This window comes from Streptomyces sp. NPDC051963, from assembly GCF_044593495.1.
Taxonomy (GTDB): domain Bacteria; phylum Actinomycetota; class Actinomycetes; order Streptomycetales; family Streptomycetaceae; genus Streptomyces.
Genome location: NZ_JBIUCC010000009.1, coordinates 331661 through 349714 on the forward strand (window position 1 = coordinate 331661; position 18054 = coordinate 349714).

Below are 18054 nucleotides of genomic sequence, written 5' to 3' on the forward strand. Positions count from 1 at the left end.
TGTTTGCCCTGCCCGCGCGGCGGGGGCGGGGGGGGGGGGCGGGGGGGGGGGGGGGGGGGCGGGGGGGGGGGGGGGGGGCGGGGACGTGGCGGGGGTGTCCGTCCTCGGAACGGCGCGGAATCGGTCACTTGGAGAGGTACCCGCGTTGACGCGCCAACCGCTGCGGGCGGACACCCCCGCCACGTCCCCTTGCCGCCGTACTCGGCTGCGGGTCGCGCTGTGGTCAGCCGGCTATGGGCTCCAGGATCTGTGCTTGTTCGTCATTTTCTGGCTGTGTGGTGCGGCTCTTCGGGATCAGTAGAGCCGCTGCTCCGGCTACGGCTACCACCGCGGCGCCGGTGACCAGGGCGGGGCGTAGGCCGTCCACGAAGGTCTGGCCGGTCTCGTAGCCGCCCTGGGCGGAGAAGATCGACGCCATGATGGCGATGCCCAGGGCGCCGCCGACCTCGCGCAGGGCGTTGTTGGCGCCGGAGGCTATGCCCTGCTCGCTGTTCTGGACGCTGGACATGACCAGGTGGGCGGCGGGGGCGAAGTAGAGGGCCATTCCGATGCCGCTGATGATCAGGCCGGGGAGCTGGATCGCGTAGGAGGCGTCCACCGTGACCACGGAGGCCATGTAGCCGAGGCCGGCGGCCTGGAGGAAGAGGCCGGTGGCTACGACGGGGCGGCCGCCGATGCGGTCGGAGAGGATGCCGGCGATCGGCGCGACGAGCATCGGCATGCCGGTCCAGGGCAGCATGCGCAGGCCTGCCTCGGTGGGCGAGTAGCCGAGCACGCCCTGCATGTACTGGCTGAGCAGGAAGATCGAGCCGAACATGCCGAGGAACATCAGCAGGCTCGCGGCGTTGATCCCGGAGAAGGCCCGGGAGCGGAACAGTCGCATCGGGAGCATGGGGTTCTTGGCGCGGGTGCTGTAGAGGACGAAGCCTATGAGCAGCGCGGATCCGGCGAACAGGCCGGTCAGGACGAGGGGGGCCGTCCAGCCGTCGGCGGGGCCGCGGACCAGGCCGTAGACGATCCCGAAGAGGCCGCCGCTGGCGAGCAGGGTGCCGGGGATGTCCAGTGGGGAGCCGATGCCGCGGGACTCGGCGAGGCGGAGGCGGGCGAGCGGGATCAGGGCTAGGCCGAGTGGGACGTTGAGCCAGAAGATCCACTGCCAGGAGATGTGCTCGGTGAGGCTGCCGCCGATCAGTGGCCCGGAGGCGACGGCGAGTCCGTTGACGGCGCCCCAGATGCCGTACGCCATCCCCCGCTTGGCGACGGGCACGGCCGCCGTCAGCAGGGTCAGCGTCAGCGGCATCATGATCGCCGCGCCGACGCCCTGCACCGCGCGGGCGGCGATGAGACTGTCGATGCCGGGTGCGACGGCCGCGGCGGCGGACGCGCCGGTGAAGATCGTGAGGCCGGCCAGGAAGAGCCGGCGTCGGCCGAAGCGGTCGCCCAGGGCCGCGCCCGTCATGAGGAGGACGGCGAAGGTGAGCGTGTAGGCGCTGACGGTCCATTCCAGGTCGTCCAACCCGCCGCCGAGGTCCGCTCGGATCGAGGGCAGGGCCGTGGTGACCACGAGGTTGTCCAGGGACGCCATGAATCCGGCGACGCTGGTGATGACGAGGGCCCATACGGCTCCGCCAAGGCGGGTGGGTGGTTGTGCGGTCTGCTGTGACATCTCTCCCCCAGAGGGTCAGTTTTAGTTAGTTATTGATGACTAAGTTTTGGGGTCGTGAAATTGCCCTTTTGCTGTGGCTCCGGTCAGCCCTTGAGTCGAGCCGACGGGTACATTCCCTGCCAGACCTGATGTTCGGGCGGGAAGCCCATGGCCATCAGGGTGTTGATGAGCATTCCGTACGCCAGGAAGGTCGTCGTCTCGTTCAGATCGGCGCCCAGCGGCAGATGCACGGTGTCCCAGAGCTTCATCCAGCCGGCCCGTACGACCTCGCCGAACTCGTGGTCCCCCTCCGCCTCGGCGGCGGCGGCCGCGATGTAGGTCTGCATCTGCATCAGGAGCCGCTCGGGGTGCTCCGTGATCAGACTGACGTACGCGTTGGCCATGGCGTGGAGGGCCTCCTCGCCGTGCAGTCCCTCGGCCGCCTCCTCGAAGACCCGGCACGTGTCCTCCATGCACCGCATCGAGGCGGCGGCGAAGATCGCCTTCTTGTCCGAGAACAGCCGGAAGAGATAGGGCTGCGACACTCCGACCCGCTTGGCGATCGCCTCGGTGGAGGTGCCGTAGTAGCCGCGCTGCGAGAACTCCGCGATCGCCGCGCGAATGACGCTCTCGCGCCTCTCTTCTGCGCTCATTCTGACCATGAGAGTAAGTTAGTACTCAATCACTAACTTGGTCAAGGGCTGTCGGGCGGCGGGGCATGTGTAAGGGGCGCTCGCAGTGGCGAGCGCCCCTTACCTGGCTATATGGATGCCGTGCTCAGGCCAGCCTGACGACCGCGCGCGACATCCCCAGCACCTTCTGTCCGGCGCTCATGACCGTCAGGTCGACGCGGACCGTGTTGTCGTCGAGCTTGGCCGCGACCTTGCCGGCCACCTCGATCGTGGCTCCCTGGTCGTCGTTGGGGACGACCACGGGACGGGTGAAGCGGACGCCGTACTCGACGACCGCGGCCGGGTCGCCGGTCCAGTCGGTGACCACGCGGATCGCCTCGGCCATCGTGAACATGCCGTGCGCGATGACGTCCGGCAGCCCGACCTCCTTGGCGAACTTCTCGTTCCAGTGGATCGGGTTGAAGTCCCCGGAGGCGCCCGCGTACCGGATGAGGGTGGCGCGCGTCACGGGAAAGGACTGGGCCGGCAGTTCGGTGCCGACCTCCACGTCGTCGTACGAGATCTTCGCGGTCACCGTCATGCCTCCTCTGCGGCGCGCGCCACGAGCTTGGTCCAGGCGGTGACGACGTGCTCGCCCGCCTCGTCGTGGACCTCGCCGCGGATGTCCAGGATGTCGTTGCCGGCCATGGACTTGATCGCCTCGATGGTCGAGGTGACCACGAGCCGGTCGCCGGCGCGGACCGGGCGGGTGTAGGCGAACTTCTGGTCGCCGTGCACCACCCGGCTGTAGTCCAGACCCAGTTGGGGGTCGGCGGTGACCTGTCCCGCGGCCTTGAAAGTGATCGAGAAGACAAAGGTCGGCGGGGCGATCACATCGGCGTGGCCGAGCGCCTTGGCGGCCTCCGGGTCCGTGTACGCCGGGTTGGTGTCCCCCACGGCCTCCGCGAACTCGCGGATCTTCTCCCGACCCACCTCATAGGGGTCGGTGGGCGGATAGGTCCGCCCCACGAAGGACTGGTCGAGCGCCATGGGCTCGGCACCTCCTGATAGTTCAGCCGGTACTGCTGATGCCGTGCGGTTACCGGTCGGTTCCGGCCGGTGGAACGACGCGAGGCCGCCCCCTGTGTCGGGGACGGCCTCGTGTACGAGCCTGATTTATCGCGTCTCGCGGTGCGCGGTGTGCGCATTGCAACGCGGGCAGTGCTTCTTCATCTCCAGTCGGTCCGGGTTGTTACGCCGGTTCTTCTTGGTGATGTAGTTCCGCTCCTTGCACTCCACGCAGGCCAGCGTGATCTTCGGGCGGACGTCGGTGGCAGCCACGTGAGTGCTCCTTGACGAACGGATGGGACGATTAACGCATAAAAGAGTAGCCGATCGGAGGACCGACCCCACAATCGGCTACCGTCAGTAGCGGTGACCGGACTTGAACCGGTGACACAGCGATTATGAGCCGCTTGCTCTACCGACTGAGCTACACCGCTGTGATGCGATCGGCTCCCGCCTCGCGGCGGGAACCTCCCACACCAGAGCCCCAATACGGAATCGAACCGTAGACCTTCTCCTTACCATGGAGACGCTCTACCGACTGAGCTATTGGGGCGAGCGATGAAGACATTACACGCTCGGCCGCCGTTCACCCAAATCCGTTTCGCGGCACCCGTCCCGGCCCGAACGCAGGTCCGCCACGCGCGCGTGAAGCGTCCCCTCACGCCCCTCCCGTCCGACCGACCACGCCGGTACGACTATTCCGCTCCTGCGCGTCACACGCGGATCTCCACCCTAGGCTCGACTCACTCTGTGTGATCTTGCGTCCCCGGCGCAGTTCCCGAGCCACTGGAGCGCGATGCCCGACAGCCAGCCGCAGCCGCCCCCTTCGTCATCGTCCTCGTCGGGCTCATCCGGCTCATCGGGCTCCTCGGGACAGACCGAACCGGCCTCCCTGCTGCTGTGCGGGGCGCGCCTCACCGACGGCCGGACCGTGGACGTACGGCTGAGCGGCGAGCGCATCGAGGCGGTCGGCACCGCCGGGAGCCTGACGGCAGGGGGTTCGCCCGATCCACGCGCGCGCGTGGACCTCGGCGGCTACCTGCTCCTGCCCGCTCCGGCCGAGCCGCACGGCCACGCCGACACCGCGCTGTCGGCGGACAGCAGCGGTCCGATCTCCTACGAACCCCCCGACGTCCAGCGCCGGGCGACCGAGGCCGCTCTGCTTCAGCTCGGCCACGGTGCGACCGCGCTACGGGCGCACGTGCGCGTGGGCGACGTCCAGGGGCTGGGCGCACTGGCCGCCGTACTCCAGGCCCGGCGTTCACTGCGCGGGTTCACCGAGTTGACGGCGGTGGCCATGCCACGTGTGCTGACCGGTCGTGCCGGGGCGGACGGGCTCTCGATGCTGCGGGACGCGCTGAAAATGGGTGCCGCCGTGGTGGGTGGGTGTCCGGATCTGGACCCCGATCCCACGGGCTACGTAGAGATCGTCCTGGAGGTCGCCTCCGAGTACGGCTGTCCTGTCGACCTGCACACGGACGCCGCCGACCCGGCCCGTCTCGCCCGCTTCGCGACCATGGCCGGCGGGCTGCGCCCCGGGGTCACGCTCGGCCCGTGCCGGGGTCTGGGCCGGCTGCCTTCCGAGGTGGCCTCCCGTACCGCCGACCAGCTCGCCGCGGCCGGCGTGACCGTGGTCTGTCTGCCCCAGGGCGGCTGCGGGGGCGTGGACCGCCGGGGCACCGCTCCGGTACGACTGCTGCGCTCGGCCGGGGTGCGGGTGGCGGCCGGCAGCGGCTCGCTCCGTGACGTCTCGAATCCCGTCGGACGCGGAGATCCCCTGGAGGCCGCGTATCTGCTGGCCTCTCGCTACGGGCTGCGGCCGGAGGACGCGTACGAAGCGGTGAGCGCCACCGCGCGCGCGGTGCTCGGCCAGCCCGAGGTACGCGTGGAGGCGGGATTCCCGGCCGAGTTGCTCGCAGTGCGCGGCGACGGGCTGGCGGGGGCGCTCTCGCTGGCGTACAGCCGGATCGTGGTGCACCGGGGACGCGTGGTGGCACGGACGAGCGCGGTGCGGGAGTACTGCAACTCGACGGCGGCGGTGGCGGTGGAACTGGGGCTGCCTCGGCAGGGGCGGGGCGAGTTGTCCTGAGGTTGGGGGGCGGGGATTGCTGTTGGGGCGTGCGGGGGTTGCGTGCGACGTGTTGCAGGGCGTGCGAGGCGTTGGGGGCGGCCAGGCGTGTGCGCCATCGGCGCGTACCTGGGCGCGACCCGTGGGACGTGGCTGAAGTCGTGCAGCGAGGGCGGCCGTCCGGGCGTACGGTCGGAAGCATGCGCATTGTCATCGCTGGTGGTCATGGTCAGATCGCGCTGCGGCTGGAGCGGCTGCTCGCCGCGCGCGGGGACGAGGTAGCGGGGATCATCCGCCACGCCGAACAGGCCGACGATCTGAGGGAAGTCGGCGCCGAACCCATCCTGTTGGACCTGGAGTCGTCCTCGGTCGAGGAGGCTGCGGCGCAACTGCGGGGCGCGGACGCGGCCGTCTTCGCGGCCGGGGCGGGCCCGGGCAGCGGAGCGACCCGCAAGGACGCGGTGGACCGGGACGCGGCGGTCCTGTTCGCGGACGCGGCGGTCCGGGCGGGCGTACGGCGCCATGTGGTCGTGTCGTCGATGGGCGCGAACCCGAAGCACGAGGGGCGCGAGGTCTTCGACGTCTATCTGCGCGCCAAGGGCGAGGCCGACGCACACGTCCAGAGCCTCGACGCGCTCGACTGGACGATCCTGCGCCCCGGCATGCTCACCAACGACGCCGGTACCGGTCTCGTGCGCCTGGAGGCGAACACGGGCCGCGGCCCGATCTCCCGCGACGACGTGGCAACGGTCCTGGCGGAGCTGGTGGACACCCCGGCGACGGCCGGCCTGACCCTGGAGCTGATCAGCGGGTCGACGCCGGTGACGGTCGCGGTGAAGTCGGTGGCGGGCAACTGAGGATCGCCGCTGCGGTCCCGCCCTATTGTCGTCCTCGGGCGCTCAGAACAGCGGCAGCTGCCCTGGGAACTCGGGGACGACGTATCCGTCCAAGGACGGCTGAGCCGCCCCGAGTTGCGCGTGCCTGCGTGAGCCCGGGCAGGACACCAGCTCCCCGCTCTCCCTTGCCCCGGGCGGATCGTGGCGTGCGAACCGCCCCGCGACAACGGCGATCTCACACCGGCATTCGGGACAGCGCCTGCGAGGAGTGGACATGGGGCCAGTGTGCCCCGGGAATGGGGCCTGGCAACGAAGAGACCCCCTCCGCGCTGCGCATTCGCAGTTCGGAGGGGGTCTTCCCCAGTGTGGCGGCGCCAGGATTCGAACCTGGGAAGGCTGAGCCGGCAGATTTACAGTCTGCTCCCTTTGGCCGCTCGGGCACACCGCCGGGGTTGCTGCCGTTCGAACCGCGCTTTCGGCGGTGCTCGCTGGCAACGACGTAAACAATACCCGATGGACAGGGGTGCTTCGCCACCCGATTGATCGGCACTCGGGGACGCCGGGTGGCTAGGCTTATGCGGATGCGGCCCGGGACGACGCCGGGCTCGGCGGCTGCCCCACGTACGCCGATACGCACCCGATACGCACCCCGATACAAGGAGCCACAGGACATGGCCGACTCCAGTTTCGACATCGTCTCGAAGGTCGAGCGGCAGGAGGTCGACAACGCCCTCAACCAGGCCGCCAAGGAGATCTCGCAGCGCTACGACTTCAAGGGCGTGGGTGCTTCCATCTCGTGGTCCGGTGACCAGATCCTCATGGAGGCGAACTCCGAGGACCGGGTGAACGCTGTCCTCGACGTCTTCCAGTCCAAGCTGATCAAGCGGGGGATCTCGCTGAAGGCCCTGGACGCAGGCGAGCCGCAGCTGTCCGGCAAGGAGTACAAGCTCTTCGCGTCGATCCAGGAGGGCATCTCCCAGGACAACGCGAAGAAGGTGGCGAAGATCATCCGTGATGAGGGCCCGAAGGGCGTGAAGGCCCAGGTACAGGGCGAGGAGCTGCGGGTCAGCTCGAAGAGCCGTGATGACCTGCAGACGATCATCGCCCTGCTGAAGGGCAAGGACTTCGACTTCGCGCTGCAGTTCGTGAACTACCGGTAGGCGACGCCTGCAAGACCGTACGAGGAAGGGTGGGCACCGAGCGGTGCCCACCCTTCTCGCCTGCTGGCCGCGGTCGGGGGATGTGTCAGTTTCGCGAGTTGCCGAACAGGAGGCGGTAGGCGATCAGGAGGACCAGCGAGCCGCCGATCGCCGCGGCCCACGTGGTGCCGTCGTAGAAGTCCTTGGTGATCGGGTGGTCCAGCCAGCGGGCCGATATCCAGCCGCCGATGAACGCGCCCGTGATACCGATCACGGTCGTACCGATGAAGCCGCCCGGGTCACGGCCCGGCAGCAGGAACTTGGCGATGGCTCCGGCCAACAGTCCCAGAATGATCCAGCCGATGATGCTCATGCCCTGAACCTGCCCCTCCGCGCTGTGCCCGCACTTTCCCTGCGCTGTGACTTCGGTCCTTGACGGGCTGTGCTCGTCGCGCGCGTGTCCGTGCCCTGTTACAGGAGAGGACGTCACCGCCGCGCCCGGCGGTTGCACTGATCAGTAGGGTGCGGCCCATGACGTCTTCCGGCTCCCAACTGCACCGCACCTTGGGCATGGGCGACGCCGTGGTCATCGGTCTGGGCTCGATGGTCGGGGCCGGGATCTTCGCCGCGCTGGGTCCCGCGGCGCACGCTGCCGGGTCCGGGTTGCTGCTCGGACTGGCCGTCGCCGCCGTCGTCGCGTACTGCAACGCCACGTCGTCGGCACGGCTCGCCGCGCTGTATCCGGCCTCGGGCGGCACATATGTGTACGGGCGCGAGCGGCTCGGGGAGTTCTGGGGTTATCTCGCGGGCTGGTCCTTCGTGGTCGGGAAGACGGCCTCCTGTGCGGCGATGGCGCTCACCGTGGGGGCGTACGTCTGGCCGGAGCAGGCGCATGCCGTGGCGGTGGCGGCCGTGGTGGCGCTGACCGCGGTGAACTATGGCGGGGTCCAGAAGTCCGCATGGCTCACCCGGGTGATCGTGGCGGTCGTGCTGGCTGTCCTCGTTTCCGTGGTGGTCGTGTGCCTGGGGTCGGGTGAGTCGGACGCCGGACGCCTGGACATCGGGGCCTCAGAGGGCCTGGGCGGGGTGCTTCAGGCTGCCGGTCTGCTGTTCTTCGCGTTCGCCGGGTACGCGCGGATCGCGACCCTCGGCGAGGAAGTCCGGGATCCGGCGCGCACCATCCCCCGCGCCATCCCGCTGGCTCTGGGCATCGCGCTGGCGGTGTACGCGTGCGTGGCGGTGGCTGTCCTTTCCGTGTTGGGGGCGGGCGGTCTGGGTGACGCCGGGGCGCCGCTGGCCGACGCGGTGCGGGCGGCCGGGGTGCCGGAGCTGGTGCCGGTGGTGCGGGTGGGCGCTGCCGTGGCTGCGCTGGGCTCCTTGCTCGCCCTGATCCTCGGTGTCTCGCGTACGACGCTCGCCATGGCCCGGGACCGGCATCTCCCCGGTGCGCTGGCCGCCGCCCATCCCCGCTTCCAGGTGCCGCACCGGGCGGAGCTGGCCGTGGGTGCGGTGGTCGCGGTGCTGGCCGCCACCATGGACGTACGAGGCGCGATCGGGTTCTCCTCCTTCGGTGTGCTGGCCTACTACGCGGTGGCCAACGCGTCGGCCTGGACGCTCGGATCGGCTTCCGCGGCCCGGGTGGTGCCGGCGGTGGGACTGCTCGGCTGCGTGGTCCTGGCGTTCGCGCTGCCGGTGGTTTCGGTGGCCGTGGGTGCGGGCGTGCTGGCGGTGGGTGCGGCGACGTACGGCGTGCGGCGGCGGTGGGTCGTCGGGCCGTAGATGCCTGGTGGGTCACGTCGAACGGCCTACGGCACTGGTGCCGCAGGGATGTCGAACGGGCTATGTCGCAGGCGCCGTACGTATGTGAAAGTGGGGCCAGGGGGCCAGCTCCAGCTCTTCGCTCATCTCGGCGTACCAACCCGTTCCGTCGAGCCAGGCGTGCAGCCAGTTCGTGAGGTTGGGGGCGTCCACGAACCAGGCGTGCTCGCAGTCGTCGGCGTTCGGCTCGAAGAGCAGGACGGTGGCATCCGGGGCGCGGCAGTCCACGCACGCGTACATCGCGCAGCCCCAGTGGGATATCGGCAGGACGCCTTCGGGCCAGGGCCAGTCGGGGTCCTTGCGGCCGGCGGCACGGTTGGCGAGGTACTGCTCGACCGCGGCGGGCTCGCCGGCGGGAGGGTTGTCGAGTAGGGGCAACAGGCCGTATTCCGGGCCGAATCCGCCGTCTCCTATGCGCAGATAGAGCTCGGCGAGCAGCGGAGGCAGGGGGAATCCCAGAGCGGCCTCGGCGCGGGACAAGGTGACCGCGTCCACGGGCTCGGGGAGCGAAGGCCAGCCCCACGGGCGGGTGTTGCGGGCCTCGGCCGCCACCCGTGTCAGCAACTGCTCGATCTCGGTCATGGGTTCATGATGCAAGCCGCCACTGACAGTCGGGCGAGGCTGTGGACAACCTGCGGGCTGTGGAAAACGACCGGTCAGGTGCGGACCGGCGGCTGCCGCCTCTGCCCTACCAGCGCGACGAGAAGGGCTGGTCCGTCGACACGATTTCGCGTCCCAGCGGGAGCAGTGACACCGGGATCAGCTTGAAGTTGGCGATGCCGAACGGGATGCCGATGATCGTGATGCACAGGAGGAGGCCGGTGACGATGTGCGCCAGGGCGAGCCACCAGCCCGCGAGGATCAGCCACAGGACGTTCCCGATGCAGGAGGGGGCGCCGGCGTCACGGCGCTCGACCGTCGTGTACCCGAAGGGCCACAGGGCGTAGACGCCGATGCGGAACGCGGCGATGCCGAACGGGATGCCGATGATGGTGATGCAGAGCAGCACGCCCGCGAGCAGGTAGCCGAGGAACAGCCAGAAACCGCTCAGGACGAGCCAGATGACGTTCAGGATTGTCTTCACTGGGGGCGACCTGCCATCTTCTCGAGCCGGGCGATTCGTTCCGCCATCGGCGGATGTGTCGAGAACATTTTGGAGAATCCCCGGCCGGGACGGAAGGGATTCGCGATCATCATGTGGCTCGCCGTCTCGATCCGGGGCTCGGGCGGCAGCGGGAGCTGCTTGGTGCCCGTTTCGAGCTTGCGCAGGGCGCTGGCGAGGGCCAGGGGGTCGCCGGTGAGCTGGGCGCCGGAGGCGTCCGCCTCGTACTCCCTGGAGCGGCTGATGGCCAGTTGGATGACGGTGGCGGCGAGCGGGCCCAGGATCATGATCAGCAGCATGCCGAGGAGGCCGGGTCCGTCGTCGTCATCGGAGCGGCCGATCGGGATCAGCCAGGCGAAGTTGACCAGGAACATGATCACCGAGGCGAGGGCGCCGGCGACCGACGAGATGAGGATGTCGCGGTTGTAGACGTGGCTGAGTTCGTGGCCGATGACACCGCGCAGTTCGCGCTCGTCGAGGATGCGCAGGATGCCTTCGGTGCAGCACACGGCTGCGTTGCGCGGGTTGCGGCCGGTCGCGAAGGCGTTCGGCGCCTCGGTCGGAGAGATGTACAGGCGGGGCATGGGCTGACGGGCCTGGGTGGAGAGATCGCGGACCATGCGGTACAGGGCCGGGGCCTCGAACTCGCTCACCGGACGGGCACGCATCGCGCGTAGCGCCAGCTTGTCGCTGTTCCAGTACGCGTACGCGTTGGTCCCGAGGGCGATCAGAACCGCGACAACGAGCCCCATACGGCCGAAAAAGCTGCCGATGACGATGATGAGTGCGGACAGTCCCCCGAGGAGTACTGCGGTCCTGAGCCCGTTGTGCCGGCGGTGCACGGTACGCCCTCCAAGTGGTGCGGCAGGGGAACCCTTTGCTTGTCGATCTCCGATGTCACTGGTGCCGTGGCGTCACGTCCAGTGGACCCTCCCGTACTGGTCAACGCCAGGCGAGGGTGACGAGTTCCCTTGTGCGTACGGCGGCGGGCGTGGGCCGTCCGGGTGAGAGCGACGGCACTCGCCACGCACGCGTGTGCCCCACGCGCGCGTGCGGGTTGTGCCGTGCGATCAGAAGAGGCCGGTGTCGGCGAAGCGGAGGACGAGCTGGGGTGCTCCGGAGAGGGCGATACCGAGGACGGCGGTGACGGTGATCGCGGCGGTGACGGGGGCGGGCACGCGGTGCTCGACGGGCTCGCCCTCAGGAGCGCGGAAGAGCAGGGTCGTCCACTGGAGGTAGTAGAACAGCGCGATCACGACGTTGATCGCCATGATCACTGCAAGCCAGCCGAGGCCCGCGTCGACGGCCGCGGAGAAGACGGTGACCTTGGCGAAGAGGCCGATGATGCCCGGGGGCAGTCCGGCGAGGCAGAGCAGGAAGAAGGCCAGGAGGAGGGCGGAGAGGGGGTTCTTCGCGTACAGGCCGCGGTAGTCGGTGATGCGGTTGAGGGTCCTCGTACGGCCCACCAGTGCGGCCACCGCGAAGGCGCCGAGGTTCACGGCGGCGTACATGAGGGCGTAGGCGACGGTGGAGCCGACGGCCTTCTCTGCGTCGTCGGAGTACGCGGCGGCGGCGATCGGCACCAGCAGGTAGCCGGCCTGGCCGACGGACGACCAGGCGAGCAGCCGTACGGCGCTGTACGCACGCGTGGCCTGCTGGCGCAGGGCGCCGACGTTGCCGACGGTCATGGTGAGGGCGGCCAGCGCAGCGAGGGCCGGGCCCCAGACGTCGGCGTACGAGGGAAGCGCGATGACCGTGACGAGGATCAGGCCGGAGAAGCCGACCGCCTTGCCGACGACCGAGAGATAGGCGGCGACCGGTAGGGGCGCTCCCACGTAGGTGTCGGGCACCCAGAAGTGGAAGGGCACGGCGGCCGTCTTGAAGGCGAAGCCGACGAGGGTGAGGACCACGCCGGTCTGGGCGAGGGTGTGGAGCTGTCCGTCGACGTCCTGGATCCGGTCGGCGATCTGGGTGAGGTAGAGGGTGCCCGTGGAGGCGTACACGAAGCTGATGCCCATGAGGCTGACCGCGGTCGCGGTCACCGAGGACAGGAAGAACTTCAGGGCCGCCTCGGAGGACTTGCGGTCACCCTGGCGGAGGCCGACGAGGGCGAAGGCGGGCAGGGAGGCGACTTCGAGGGCGACGATGAGTGTTGCCAGGTCGCGGGAGGCGGGCAGGAGGGCGGCGCCGGCCGCGGAGGAGAGCAGCAGGAACCAGAACTCCCCTTCGGGGAGTCCCTTGTTGGCGTCCTTCAGGGCCGTCACCGACAGCAGGGCGGCGACGAGGGCGCCGCCGAGGGCCAGGAACTGGATGACGAGGGTGAAGCGGTCTGCCGTGTAGCTGCAGACGTCCGGGGCGCCGGTCAGGCAGAAGGTGCTGCGGTCGCCGTCCAGAAGGGGCAGCAGCATGAGGGCCGACGCGGCCAGACCCGCGACGGACGCCCAGCCGAGCACCGCCTTTCGGGACTCGGCGAGGAACAGGTCGGCGACCAGGACGGCCAGTGCGACGACCGCGGCGATGGTGGGCGGCGCGATGGCGAGCCAGTCGACGGACTGGACGAGGGACTCGGCCAGCGGCTGGGCCAGGGAGCTCATCGGGTGCCTCCTGCGAGGAGCTGCTGCACGGCCGGGTCGGTGAGGCCGAGGAGGGCCTTCGGCCACAGTCCGGCGACGACGGTGAGGGCGACGAGCGGAGTCCACGCCGCGAACTCGTAGCTCTGGACGTCGGCGAGCTGCGGGGCTTCCTGCGGGACGGCGCCCATGCAGACGCGGCGGACCACGACGAGCAGGTACGCGGCCGTCAGCAGCGTGCCGAACGCGGCGATCGACATGAAGGTGAGGAAGGCGGGGCGGCTGAGGCCGTCGGCGGGGTTGAACGCGCCGAACAGCGCCAGCATCTCGCCCCAGAATCCGGCGAGGCCCGGCAGTCCGAGCGAGGCGACCGCGGCGAAGGCGAGCAGGCCGCCGAGGCGGGGCGTCTTGGCGTAGAGCGCGGCGCCGGTCTTGTCGGCGAGGGTGTCGAGGTCGGTCGTGCCCGTGCGGTCCTTGAGCGCGCCGACCAGGAAGAAGAGGAGGCCGGTGATGAGGCCGTGGGCGATGTTGGCGAACAGTGCGCCGTTCACGCCGGTCGGGGTCATCGTCGCGATGCCGAGCAGGACGAAGCCCATGTGGCCGACGGAGGAGTAGGCGATGAGGCGCTTCAGATCGCCCTTCGCGCCCTGCTTGGCGAGGGCGAGACAGGCCAGGGATCCGTAGATGATGCCGACGACGGCGAACGCGGCGAGGTACGGCGCGTAGGTGCGGAAGCCGTCGGGCGTGATCGGCAGAAGAATCCGGACGAACCCGTACGTACCCATCTTCAGCAGGACGCCGGCCAGCAGGACCGAGCCGACGGTCGGCGCGGCGGTGTGGGCGTCCGGCAGCCAGCTGTGCAGCGGCCACATCGGCGTCTTGACCGCGAGCCCGATTCCGATCGCCAAAACGGCGATGACCTGCACGGATGTGGTCAGCGACCGGCCGTTGTCAGTGGCGAGTGCCACCATGTCGAATGTGCCCGCGTTGATTCCAATCAGGAGCAGGCCGAGCAGCATGACCACGGATCCGAGCAGCGTGTAGAGGATGAACCGCCAAGCCGCCTGGGTCCGGCCCTCGCCGCCCCAGCGGGCGATGAGGAAGTACATCGGGATGAGCACCATCTCGAACGCGAGGAAGAACAGCAGCAGATCGAGGACGGCGAAGGTCGCGAGGGTGCCGGACTCGAGGACGAGCACCAGCGCGACGAAAGCCTTCGGGGTGGGGCCCGCAGGCATCTTGAAGTAGGAGTAGAGCGCGCAGAGGAAGGTCAGCAGCGCGGTCAGGACCAGAAGGGGGAGGGAAATGCCGTCGACGCCGAGGTGGATCCGCACATCGAGTGCCGGGATCCAACTGATGTCGGTCGTGGCCTGCATCTTCGACGGATGGTCATGGTCGAAGCCGAGCGTGAGGACGATCGCGGCGATGAGCACCGCGCCGGTCACGATGACGCCGTGCCGCAGTACGGCCTGCTCGGGCGACTTCCCCTTCAGCCCGGGCGGGGCCGGCAGAAGAGCGGTGGCCGCGCCGAGGAGCGGGCCGACGACGACGAATGCCAGAAGGAACTGCATCACGGACTCGTTGATATCGATCACGCCTGCTCACGCTCCCGTGGCGACGAGGACGACGGCGACCGCGAGGACGACGGTGCCGGCGAGCAGCGCGCTCACATAGGTCTGCACATTGCCGGTCTGGGCACGTCGTACGGCGGCACCGAGCCAGCGGGGCAGGGTGCCCGCGCCGCGTACGTAGGTCTCGACGACCTCACGGTCAAGGAACCGGACGAGGTCGGCTCCGGCCCGGACCGGGCGGACGAAGAGTGCCGAGTACACGGCGTCGAGGTGGAAGCCGACGGCCGCGTGGCGGTGGAGCGGGCCGAGCAGGAGGCGGCCCGGGTCTGCCGGATCGGATGCATGGGCCACATCTCCGTACGCGGGCTCGTGGCTCGCGATGGCCTCGGCCTCGACGAGTCCGGCATCGCCCTCCGGGTGGGCCGCGACCGCGCCCAGCGGCACTCGGGCCGCCAGTGCGGTGGTGCGCTGCCAGGCTCCGTAGGTGACGAGTCCGCCGACCACGGCGAGTCCGGTGCCGAGGATGGACGTGGTGAGGGTGGGGGTCAGGTCGTCGCCGTCGAACCAGCCGGGCAGTGACTGGTACGCCAGTCCACCGATGGCGAGTGACGGGGCGGCGAGCACCCACAGCACCACGGTCATGGTGAGGGGCTGCCTGCCGTGGTCCGGAGCCTCCGCTCCCCGGCCGCGGAAGGCCAGCAGCCACAGACGCATCGCGTAGGCGGCGGTGAGCAGGGCCGTGAGCAGGCCTGCGACGAGGACGATCCAGCCCGCGGCGCCGGGGACGCCCTCGGTGTGGCCGGTGGTGACGTGCTCGGCGGCACCGAGGACGGACTCCTTGGAGAAGAAGCCGCTGAAGGGCGGGATCGCGGCGAGCGCGAGGAGCGCCACGGTCATCGTCCAGTAGGCGTCGGGGACGCGGTCGCGCAGGCCGTGCATGCGGGACATGGCAGCCAGCGAGTTGGTGCCGGCGGCGTGGATGATCACGCCCGCCGCGAGGAACAGCAGCGCCTTGAAGGCGCCGTGTGTGAGGAGGTGGAAGACGGCGGCCCCGCGGTCGCCGACGGCCAGGGCGCCGGTCATGTAGCCGAGCTGGCCGATCGTCGAGTAGGCGAGGACGCGCTTGATGTCGTCCTGGGCGAGCGCGGCGAGTCCCGAGCCGGCCATCGTGACGGCGGCCATGACGGCGAGGACGACCATCGCGGCCTGGGAGGCCTCGAAGACAGGGAGGAGACGGGCAACGAAGTAGACACCGGCGGCGACCATCGTCGCGGCGTGGATCAGCGCGGAGACGGGCGTCGGGCCCGCCATCGCGTCGGGCAGCCAGGTGTGCAGGGGGAACTGCGCCGACTTGCCCGCCACGCCGGCGAGCAGCAGCAGGGCGATCAGGGTCGGATGGTCGAGCCCGCCGCTCGCGACGGCACCGAGGACCGTGGTGATGCGGAAGGACCCGGCGTCGGTGGCCAGCGCGAACAGGCCGATAAGGAAGGGGACGTCACCGAGCTTGGTCACCAGGAAGGCCTTGAGGGAGGCGGCGCGGGCCTCCGGGGTCTCCCAGTAGTGGCCGACCAGGAAGTACGAGCAGATGCCCATGATCTCCCAGCCGACCAGCAGCACCATCAGGTCGCCCGAGTAGACGACGAGGAGCATCGCGGAGGTGAAGAGGGAGACGAGAGCGGCGTAGGAGGGGTAACGCGGGTCGTCGCGCAGGTAGCCCGTCGAGTAGATCTGCACGCAGGAGGCGACGAAGGCGACCAGTACGGCGACGAGTGCGGCGAAGCCGTCGATGTACAGGGCGAGTTCGATCGGGACCGAGCCGGTGGGGGTGAGTTCCGTGGCGGCGTTCACCGCCTCGTCACCGCCCTGACGCACGGCGACCAGCACGGCCAGCACGAGGGAGGTGAACGTCGGCAGGAGCGCGAGCGGGCGGACGAAGCCGGGGGCGGTGCGGCCCAGGAGCAGACCGGCGGCCGCGCCCAGGAACGGAAGAAGGGGGACGAGGACGGCGAGGGTGGTCGTGGTCACGCGGTGGCCTCAGCCTTCTCGGCCGCGCCGGCCGCGGGGCCGTCGCTCTCGGGGCTCTCGGGCTCGTGGCCCTCGGCGGTGTCGCGGAGCTTGTCGATGTCCGAGGTGCCGCGGTTGCGGTAGACGGCGAGGACGATCGCCAGGCCGATGCCGATCTCGGCGGCTGCGATGGCGATGGTGAAGAGGGTCAGGGCCTGACCGGAGTGCAGGGTCTCCTCGGCGGTCCTGCTGAGCCAGACGTCGAAGGCGACGAGGTTGAGGTTGACGGCGTTGAGCATCAACTCGACGGACATCAGGACCAGGATCGCGTTGCGGCGGGCCAGGACGCCGTAGAGGCCGGTGCAGAAGAGGAGGGCGGAGAGTACGGCGGGGTAGGCGAGGTGCATCAGCGGACACCTTCCTTGTTGGCGCCGTCTTCGTTGTCGGTGCCCTTGGCGGTGCCTGCTCCGTTGCCGGTGCGGGTGTTGGGCACGCTCGGGGTGGCGGGGCCGGTGCCTGTGCCAGTGCCGGGGACACCCTGGGCGCTCGAGGTTGCCGGGCCGGTCGCCGATTCCGCCTTGGCCTTGCGGGAGAGGACGATCGCGCCGACCAGGGCGGCGAGGAGGAGGACGGAGAGGGCCTCGAAGGGGAGCACCCAGTTCTGGAAGAGGCTCGCTCCGGTGACCTTGGTGGAGCCGGCGGCCGGGCCGTCCAGGTCGATCCAGGTCGTGCGAAAGGCATCGACGACGACCCAGACGAGAGCGGCGGCCGCGGCGACGGCCACGGTGAGGGCGGCCCAGCGGTTGCCGGAGTCGGCGTCCGGGGAGCGGCCGATCGGGGCCCGGGTGAGCATCAGACCGAACAGAAGGAGGACGACCACGGAGCCGACGTAGATGAGGACCTGCACCCAGGCGATGAACTCGGCCGTGAGCAGGAGGTACTCGACGGCGAGACCACCGAGGGCCACCACCAGCCACAGAGCGGCGTGGACCAGCTGCCGGGTAGTGACCGTGACGAGGGCGGCGCCGAAGGTGACCAGGCCGACGAGGAGGAACGCGATCTCGACGCCGGTCGGGGAGAGAAAGCCGTGCGTGTCGGCGGCGGTGCTCGTGCTGTGCGCCGTCGCGGCGGCCGCGGCGAGAATCACGACTCGTCTCCCTGCGGGTCGGTGGGCTTGGCCGGCGGAGTGGCGCCGGGGCGGTCCTCGGGCGCGGGGGGCGACGGCGGCCCTGGCTGCCCGGTGGTGGCACCGGCATTGCCCCCGGACGCGGAAGGCGATCCCGGCCCCGGTTCCCCAGCAGCACCGGACCCACCCTCGGACGGAGAGGCCGATGCAGGCCCCGCCTGCCCAGAGGCGTCGGAATCACCGCCAGACGCGGAGGGGGATCCGGAACCCGGTTGCCCAGCCGCACCCGACCCGCCCGCTGGCGGAGAGGTCGACGTCGGCCCTGCCTGCCCGGTGGCGTCGGAATCCCCCCCGGACGCGGAAGGCGATCCCGGCCCCGGTTGCCCAGCAGCACCGGACGCACCCTCGGACGGAGAGGCCGATGCAGGCCCCGCCTGCCCAGAGGCGTCGGAATCACCGCCAGACGCGGAGGGGGATCCGGAACCCGGTTGCCCAG

Annotated in this window: 19 protein-coding genes and 3 tRNA genes; 4 read left to right on the plus strand and 18 right to left on the minus strand. The window is 70.0% G+C overall.

Annotated features, from left to right (window positions below):
• Nucleotides 1–223: 223 nt before the first annotated feature.
• From ACIHFB_RS35915 to ACIHFB_RS35945, 7 genes are all read right to left on the minus strand, one after another.
• Nucleotides 224–1666 carry a DHA2 family efflux MFS transporter permease subunit gene (locus ACIHFB_RS35915; RefSeq protein WP_400129081.1) on the minus strand — a complete coding sequence of 481 codons (1443 nt, stop codon included), beginning with the start codon at nt 1664–1666 and terminating at the stop codon, nt 224–226.
• An 83-nt stretch (nt 1667–1749) separates the two neighbouring features.
• Nucleotides 1750–2307: a helix-turn-helix domain-containing protein gene (locus ACIHFB_RS35920; protein WP_365281167.1), complete on the minus strand. Its 558-nt coding sequence runs from the start codon at nt 2305–2307 to the stop codon at nt 1750–1752.
• 115 nt (nt 2308–2422) lie between these two features.
• Entirely contained in the window at nt 2423–2851 is a 429-nt protein-coding gene (locus ACIHFB_RS35925) for a MaoC family dehydratase (protein WP_400129186.1), read from the minus strand.
• Between the two features lie 2 nt (nt 2852–2853).
• Nucleotides 2854–3306 carry a MaoC family dehydratase N-terminal domain-containing protein gene (locus ACIHFB_RS35930; protein ID WP_210591708.1) on the minus strand — a complete coding sequence of 151 codons (453 nt, stop codon included), beginning with the start codon at nt 3304–3306 and terminating at the stop codon, nt 2854–2856.
• Between the two features lie 126 nt (nt 3307–3432).
• A complete protein-coding gene (rpmG, locus tag ACIHFB_RS35935) occupies nt 3433–3597 on the minus strand; it encodes a 50S ribosomal protein L33 (RefSeq protein WP_003948671.1) in 165 nt (54 codons plus the stop codon).
• 88 nt (nt 3598–3685) lie between these two features.
• A tRNA-Met gene (locus tag ACIHFB_RS35940) sits at nt 3686–3758 on the minus strand.
• Nucleotides 3759–3804: 46 nt separating this feature from the next.
• A tRNA-Thr gene (locus ACIHFB_RS35945) sits at nt 3805–3877 on the minus strand.
• Nucleotides 3878–4120: 243 nt separating this feature from the next.
• Between ACIHFB_RS35945 and ACIHFB_RS35950 the strand changes: the two genes are divergently transcribed.
• Nucleotides 4121–5413: an amidohydrolase family protein gene (locus ACIHFB_RS35950; RefSeq protein ID WP_400129082.1), complete on the plus strand. Its 1293-nt coding sequence runs from the start codon at nt 4121–4123 to the stop codon at nt 5411–5413.
• Between the two features lie 179 nt (nt 5414–5592).
• Nucleotides 5593–6249 (plus strand): SDR family oxidoreductase, encoded by a 657-nt coding sequence (locus tag ACIHFB_RS35955; protein ID WP_365281176.1) that lies wholly within the window; start codon nt 5593–5595, stop codon nt 6247–6249.
• Nucleotides 6250–6291: 42 nt separating this feature from the next.
• Here the strand turns inward: ACIHFB_RS35955 and ACIHFB_RS35960 are convergent, their stop codons facing one another.
• Together ACIHFB_RS35960 and ACIHFB_RS35965 are read right to left on the minus strand one after the other, a co-directional pair.
• On the minus strand, nt 6292–6504 hold the full coding sequence (locus ACIHFB_RS35960; protein ID WP_400129083.1) for a hypothetical protein: 213 nt from the start codon (nt 6502–6504) through the stop codon (nt 6292–6294).
• 90 nt (nt 6505–6594) lie between these two features.
• Nucleotides 6595–6676: transfer RNA gene (locus tag ACIHFB_RS35965), tRNA-Tyr, on the minus strand.
• A gap of 223 nt (nt 6677–6899) precedes the next feature.
• On the opposite strand from ACIHFB_RS35965, the gene ACIHFB_RS35970 reads away from it, so the two are divergent.
• On the plus strand, nt 6900–7388 hold the full coding sequence (locus ACIHFB_RS35970) for a YajQ family cyclic di-GMP-binding protein (protein ID WP_365281182.1): 489 nt from the start codon (nt 6900–6902) through the stop codon (nt 7386–7388).
• A gap of 85 nt (nt 7389–7473) precedes the next feature.
• On the opposite strand, the gene ACIHFB_RS35975 is transcribed toward ACIHFB_RS35970, so the two are convergent.
• A complete protein-coding gene (locus ACIHFB_RS35975; RefSeq protein WP_210591717.1) occupies nt 7474–7740 on the minus strand; it encodes a GlsB/YeaQ/YmgE family stress response membrane protein in 267 nt (88 codons plus the stop codon).
• A gap of 158 nt (nt 7741–7898) precedes the next feature.
• Between ACIHFB_RS35975 and ACIHFB_RS35980 the strand changes: the two genes are divergently transcribed.
• Complete coding sequence (locus tag ACIHFB_RS35980) at nt 7899–9146, plus strand: APC family permease (protein WP_400129084.1); 1248 nt, start codon at nt 7899–7901, stop codon at nt 9144–9146.
• 60 nt (nt 9147–9206) lie between these two features.
• Here the strand turns inward: ACIHFB_RS35980 and ACIHFB_RS35985 are convergent, their stop codons facing one another.
• From ACIHFB_RS35985 to ACIHFB_RS36020, 8 genes are all read right to left on the minus strand, one after another.
• Entirely contained in the window at nt 9207–9767 is a 561-nt protein-coding gene (locus ACIHFB_RS35985; RefSeq protein WP_400129085.1) for an SMI1/KNR4 family protein, read from the minus strand.
• Nucleotides 9768–9873: 106 nt separating this feature from the next.
• The gene (locus ACIHFB_RS35990) at nt 9874–10269 is read right to left on the minus strand and encodes a YccF domain-containing protein (protein ID WP_365281191.1); all 396 of its coding nucleotides are present in this window, start codon (nt 10267–10269) and stop codon (nt 9874–9876) included.
• A complete protein-coding gene (htpX, locus tag ACIHFB_RS35995) occupies nt 10266–11129 on the minus strand; it encodes a zinc metalloprotease HtpX (RefSeq protein WP_365281194.1) in 864 nt (287 codons plus the stop codon). Before htpX ends, ACIHFB_RS35990 begins: the two co-directional genes overlap by 4 nt.
• Nucleotides 11130–11357: 228 nt before the next feature.
• Nucleotides 11358–12881: an NADH-quinone oxidoreductase subunit N gene (locus ACIHFB_RS36000; RefSeq protein WP_400129086.1), complete on the minus strand. Its 1524-nt coding sequence runs from the start codon at nt 12879–12881 to the stop codon at nt 11358–11360.
• Nucleotides 12878–14452: a NuoM family protein gene (locus ACIHFB_RS36005; protein WP_400129087.1), complete on the minus strand. Its 1575-nt coding sequence runs from the start codon at nt 14450–14452 to the stop codon at nt 12878–12880. The genes ACIHFB_RS36000 and ACIHFB_RS36005 overlap by 4 nt, the downstream gene beginning before the upstream one ends.
• Nucleotides 14453–14458: 6 nt before the next feature.
• Entirely contained in the window at nt 14459–16453 is a 1995-nt protein-coding gene (locus ACIHFB_RS36010) for an NADH-quinone oxidoreductase subunit L (RefSeq protein WP_400129088.1), read from the minus strand.
• Entirely contained in the window at nt 16450–16839 is a 390-nt protein-coding gene (nuoK, locus tag ACIHFB_RS36015; RefSeq protein ID WP_210591733.1) for an NADH-quinone oxidoreductase subunit NuoK, read from the minus strand. Before nuoK ends, ACIHFB_RS36010 begins: the two co-directional genes overlap by 4 nt.
• Nucleotides 16839–17579 carry an NADH-quinone oxidoreductase subunit J gene (locus ACIHFB_RS36020; RefSeq protein WP_400129089.1) on the minus strand — a complete coding sequence of 247 codons (741 nt, stop codon included), beginning with the start codon at nt 17577–17579 and terminating at the stop codon, nt 16839–16841. The genes nuoK and ACIHFB_RS36020 overlap by 1 nt, the downstream gene beginning before the upstream one ends.
• Nucleotides 17580–18054: the final 475 nt, after the last annotated feature.

What these genes read in the sequence shown, in the direction of transcription:
- ACIHFB_RS35915 (WP_400129081.1), bottom strand. Translation starts at nt 1,666, where the DNA reads ATGTCACAGCAGACCGCACAACCACCCACCCGCCTTGGCGGAGCCGTA.
- ACIHFB_RS35920 (WP_365281167.1), bottom strand. Translation starts at nt 2,307, where the DNA reads ATGGTCAGAATGAGCGCAGAAGAGAGGCGCGAGAGCGTCATTCGCGCG.
- ACIHFB_RS35930 (WP_210591708.1), bottom strand. Translation starts at nt 3,306, where the DNA reads ATGGCGCTCGACCAGTCCTTCGTGGGGCGGACCTATCCGCCCACCGAC.
- ACIHFB_RS35950 (WP_400129082.1), top strand. Translation starts at nt 4,121, where the DNA reads ATGCCCGACAGCCAGCCGCAGCCGCCCCCTTCGTCATCGTCCTCGTCG.
- ACIHFB_RS35955 (WP_365281176.1), top strand. Translation starts at nt 5,593, where the DNA reads ATGCGCATTGTCATCGCTGGTGGTCATGGTCAGATCGCGCTGCGGCTG.
- ACIHFB_RS35960 (WP_400129083.1), bottom strand. Translation starts at nt 6,504, where the DNA reads ATGTCCACTCCTCGCAGGCGCTGTCCCGAATGCCGGTGTGAGATCGCC.
- ACIHFB_RS35970 (WP_365281182.1), top strand. Translation starts at nt 6,900, where the DNA reads ATGGCCGACTCCAGTTTCGACATCGTCTCGAAGGTCGAGCGGCAGGAG.
- ACIHFB_RS35975 (WP_210591717.1), bottom strand. Translation starts at nt 7,740, where the DNA reads ATGAGCATCATCGGCTGGATCATTCTGGGACTGTTGGCCGGAGCCATC.
- ACIHFB_RS35980 (WP_400129084.1), top strand. Translation starts at nt 7,899, where the DNA reads ATGACGTCTTCCGGCTCCCAACTGCACCGCACCTTGGGCATGGGCGAC.
- ACIHFB_RS35985 (WP_400129085.1), bottom strand. Translation starts at nt 9,767, where the DNA reads ATGACCGAGATCGAGCAGTTGCTGACACGGGTGGCGGCCGAGGCCCGC.
- ACIHFB_RS36000 (WP_400129086.1), bottom strand. Translation starts at nt 12,881, where the DNA reads ATGAGCTCCCTGGCCCAGCCGCTGGCCGAGTCCCTCGTCCAGTCCGTC.
- nuoK (WP_210591733.1), bottom strand. Translation starts at nt 16,839, where the DNA reads ATGCACCTCGCCTACCCCGCCGTACTCTCCGCCCTCCTCTTCTGCACC.